Here is a 3374-nt window from a genome sequence, read left to right on the forward strand (position 1 = left end):
GAGATATATCGACTCCTGCGGCTCGATCCCGAACCGCCGGAACACCTCGAAGTAGTCATTCGTCACAAGCTTCGACCCTAGCGGGGCATAAGCATTTACCCGATGAATTTTAGGCGCATGACACTAGGCCGTCGCGTTCTAGTCGGACCAGGGCGGCGCGCGCTGTCATCCGGGAGACGCCGAGCTCTTGCGCCAGCCGCGATTCGGAGGCGAACCCCGCCTCGATGTTGATCCGCGCCAGCGCCCGGGTGCGGTCCGGAGTGCGTGCCCGGCGGCGGATACGGTGCAGCGGATCACCTGTCAGCCAGCTGCGGTGATGCCGTGAATCCGTCGATCCGGACGGGTTCGCGGCGTCCCAGAACGTGAGCCCACAGCACGCCGCTGGCGTTGCTCTTCCCTGCCAGGTTGTCGGTCTGTCCGTCGGAGACGAAGAAGGATGTCACGCAGTCGGCACGGACAACCTCGGAATACAGGCAGATCCAGATGTGGGGAACTCTGCCATGGTTCGATCTTTCCCGCGTGCCAGAAGGCTCAGCCCCAGATCTTGAAGGATTTCCTCCCCAAGCCGACCTGGATGGAGCCCTCAGATGTACTCAGCCGGGGCGTTGTGGCAACCTCCGGCTCAGGATCAGGAAGCGGTTCCTGACCGCTTTGAGTCCCACAGGGCCCGGCTCTCGGCGAGGGCACCACGGTGCTCCTCGGCCCAGTCGGCGAGTGACCGGAGCGGGACGGTCAGGGACTGGCCTGTGGGGGTGAGTGCGTACTCGACGCGAGGAGGTCGCATGTCGAGGACGGTCCGGGTGATCAGCCCGTCGCGCTCAAGTCGCTGAAGGGTGAGTGTCAGCATCCGCTGGGAGATCCCCTCGATGGCTCGTTGTAGGGCGCGGAACCTGTAGGGCTCACGCGCCAGCGCTGCCACGACGAGGATTGACCACTTGTCGCCGACTCGTTCGAGGACCTCCTTGAGCGAACACTCTTCGGCGCCGAAGCGCGCCTGGGCGGTCACATTCGTGTGCCTATTGGTCATCAAAGTGCCTTCTTTTGCCGCAGAAGTATGGTTACTACCGTCGCGTTGGTAATCAACAGTAACCATGAAGGGTCATGTCATGAAGGTGGGCATCCTAGGCACGGGTCGAATGGGGCAGGGGCTCGGCGAACTCCTACGGGGAGCAGGCCACGACGTTGCTCTCGGCTCACGCACACCGGCTGACACAGGGTTTCCGTCCAGCAGTCTTGAACTCGTCGCCACGCAGAGCGAGGTCGTTCTCATCGCCCTTCCGCACGTCGCGATCGAGCCCAACATCGATTTGCTGCGCACCATCGCACCCGACACTGTTGTGATCGACCTGGCGAACAGTGTCCGCGTCGACGACGGACGGATTCGATCGGCCCTGGACAAGCCTCACGGACGGTGGCTCGCGAATCTCCTCCCGCACGCCAAGGTCGCGCGCGCCTTCACGCACGTCCACGACGAACTGCTCGTGAGCCGTGCGACGCGTCAGCCAAACACTTGGGCCATCGCCGTCGCAGCCGATGACCCCATCGCCCTCGCGACAGCCAGCGAGCTGGTGCGGTCGGCGCGGTACGTGCCGGTCTCCGTGGGCGATCTCGACCACTCGGGCGTCCTCGATCCTGGTGGTCCGCTGTTCCCCAACATGTACCTACCTGGGGACATGTATGACCTGCTCCACGGCGGTGCGGCGGGTGTCGGCCGCTAGCGGCACTTGTTCCAGCGAGGCGGTGTAGTCGGCGAGCAGGTGCTCGTAGGCGGCGAGTAGCGGGGTGGGGCGGGCGCCCCGCCGTCTCGGCTTGGCGGAGTCCGTGTTCTCGGAAGTTGCTGGCGGGGGTTGTGACCTGGCTGGGACCGGATTCTCGGAAGTCACGACCGGAGTGTACTTCCGGGAAGATGTTGTTCTCGGAAGTTTCCGCCAACCGTTACGTTTGATCAGGTCGCCGGGCGGCGCCCGTGGATCCACGGCTGGCCGAAGCCACGGGATTCCTCGACCGGGATGGGCTGGAGTGGAGGCCGTCGCGTATGCGGCTGGTGGAGAGGCGGCCGTCCGGGTGGTCGAGTTCGTGGACGCCCAGCCGGGCCAGACGAGCTTGCCCTCCTTGGCCGCCATCGTGAGCGTGGCCCGGAGCTGACAGGCTCGATCAGCCGATCGGTGGTGCGAGGTATTCCAGCGCATAACCGTCGCCGGGGGGGTTATGCGGGCGATGCCGGATGAGTCGAGGTGGGCGCCGGCTACGACGTGGTGTGGTTGGGTCAGTTGTTCGAGGAGGGCCGCTCGCGCGGCGCGGGCCTGGGACTGGTTGCCGTCGAGTTCCCAGGACACGTTCGGCTGATCGAATTGGAGCGTGGGAACGTGAACGGTGTCGCCCCAGACGAGAAGGTGGGCGGTGCCGCTCCTGACGTCGTAGACGGTGTGACCGGGTGTGTGGCCCGGTGTCGGGATCGCGGTGATCCAGTCGTTGATCGCGACCTTCTCCGACACGGGTACGACCCGGTCGCGGATCGGCTCGAGCCGCCCCGTGAACACCGAGGTGTCGCCCGCGCCGATCCACACGCGCTCGAGTTCGCTGAACGCCTCTGAACCGTCCGGCGCGATCAGGCCGCTCACGTAGTCTTCGTAGATTGGTGGTAGCCAACAACGCCACAAGGAAGGACCTACATGGGAAAGATCGTCATCAGCGAGAACATCTCACTCGATGGAGTCATCCAGGACCCGGCCGGTGAGGAGGGCTTCGGGTTCGGCGGCTGGTTCGACCCGGCCACAGCGGACCGCGAAGCCTGGGCCAAGGCTCTGACCGACGAGGCGCTCGGCGCGGAGGCGCTGCTATTGGGGCGACGGAGCTATGAGTACTTCATTGCGCGGGGATGGGAATCGCGCAGTGGCGAGTGGGCCGACAGGTTGAGGAGTCTGCCCAAATACGTCGTGTCCTCGACCCTCGAAGATCTCCGCTGGACCAATTCGGCGGTTCTGAAGGGCGACGTGGTGAACGAGGTCTCGAAGCTGAAGCAAGAGGTGAACGGGGACATCGTCATCTATGCGAGCGGTCGGCTCGTGACCACGCTCATGGAACGCGACCTCGTCGACGAGCTGCGTCTGATGATCTATCCGGTCGTGGTCGGGGCCGGCGAGCGCCTCTTCGGCAAGACCGGCGACCGGAAACCCATGCGCCTGCTAGGCACGCACGCGGTCGGTGAAAGCCTCGTCCTCCTCACCTATCAGCCCGCCCGGGACGCCTAGTGCTGTGACCGGAAACGATCACCGGGTTGGCGTGTAAGTCGCTCCTGCCGATTGGATGGTGCTGATCACGTTCGATCGGCGCTCAGGAGGCCAGGTGACGCAACCGGTCAAGGTCCGCAGGCT

At 64.8% G+C, this 3374-nt stretch carries 5 protein-coding genes; 2 read left to right on the plus strand and 3 right to left on the minus strand.

The features are described from left to right. Nucleotides 1-109: 109 nt before the first annotated feature. Both LDL49_RS59745 and LDL49_RS56175 read right to left on the minus strand, forming a co-directional pair. On the minus strand, nt 110-304 hold the full coding sequence (locus LDL49_RS59745; RefSeq protein WP_372470758.1) for a GntR family transcriptional regulator: 195 nt from the start codon (nt 302-304) through the stop codon (nt 110-112). Between the two features lie 324 nt (nt 305-628). Beyond that, nucleotides 629-1027, minus strand: a complete 399-nt coding sequence (locus LDL49_RS56175; protein ID WP_225303142.1) for a winged helix-turn-helix transcriptional regulator — start codon at nt 1025-1027, stop codon at nt 629-631. Nucleotides 1028-1106: 79 nt separating this feature from the next. On the opposite strand from LDL49_RS56175, the gene LDL49_RS56180 reads away from it, so the two are divergent. Further along, nucleotides 1107-1718, plus strand: a complete 612-nt coding sequence (locus LDL49_RS56180; protein ID WP_225303143.1) for an NADPH-dependent F420 reductase — start codon at nt 1107-1109, stop codon at nt 1716-1718. On the opposite strand, the gene LDL49_RS56185 is transcribed toward LDL49_RS56180, so the two are convergent. After that, entirely contained in the window at nt 1662-2621 is a 960-nt protein-coding gene (locus tag LDL49_RS56185) for an MBL fold metallo-hydrolase (RefSeq protein ID WP_225303144.1), read from the minus strand. The genes LDL49_RS56180 and LDL49_RS56185 overlap by 57 nt on opposite strands. Before the next feature lie 51 nt (nt 2622-2672). Here LDL49_RS56185 and LDL49_RS56190 point away from each other — a divergent pair, with 51 nt between their 5' ends. Next, entirely contained in the window at nt 2673-3251 is a 579-nt protein-coding gene (locus LDL49_RS56190; protein WP_225303145.1) for a dihydrofolate reductase family protein, read from the plus strand. Nucleotides 3252-3374 lie beyond the last annotated feature (123 nt).

This window comes from Nonomuraea aurantiaca (assembly GCF_020215705.1).
Taxonomy (GTDB): domain Bacteria; phylum Actinomycetota; class Actinomycetes; order Streptosporangiales; family Streptosporangiaceae; genus Nonomuraea; species Nonomuraea aurantiaca.

Coding starts and splice junctions, on each gene's coding strand:
- LDL49_RS56180 (WP_225303143.1), top strand. CDS start 1,107: ATGAAGGTGGGCATCCTAGGCACGGGTCGAATGGGGCAGGGGCTCGGC.
- LDL49_RS56175 (WP_225303142.1), bottom strand. CDS start 1,027: ATGACCAATAGGCACACGAATGTGACCGCCCAGGCGCGCTTCGGCGCC.
- LDL49_RS56190 (WP_225303145.1), top strand. CDS start 2,673: ATGGGAAAGATCGTCATCAGCGAGAACATCTCACTCGATGGAGTCATC.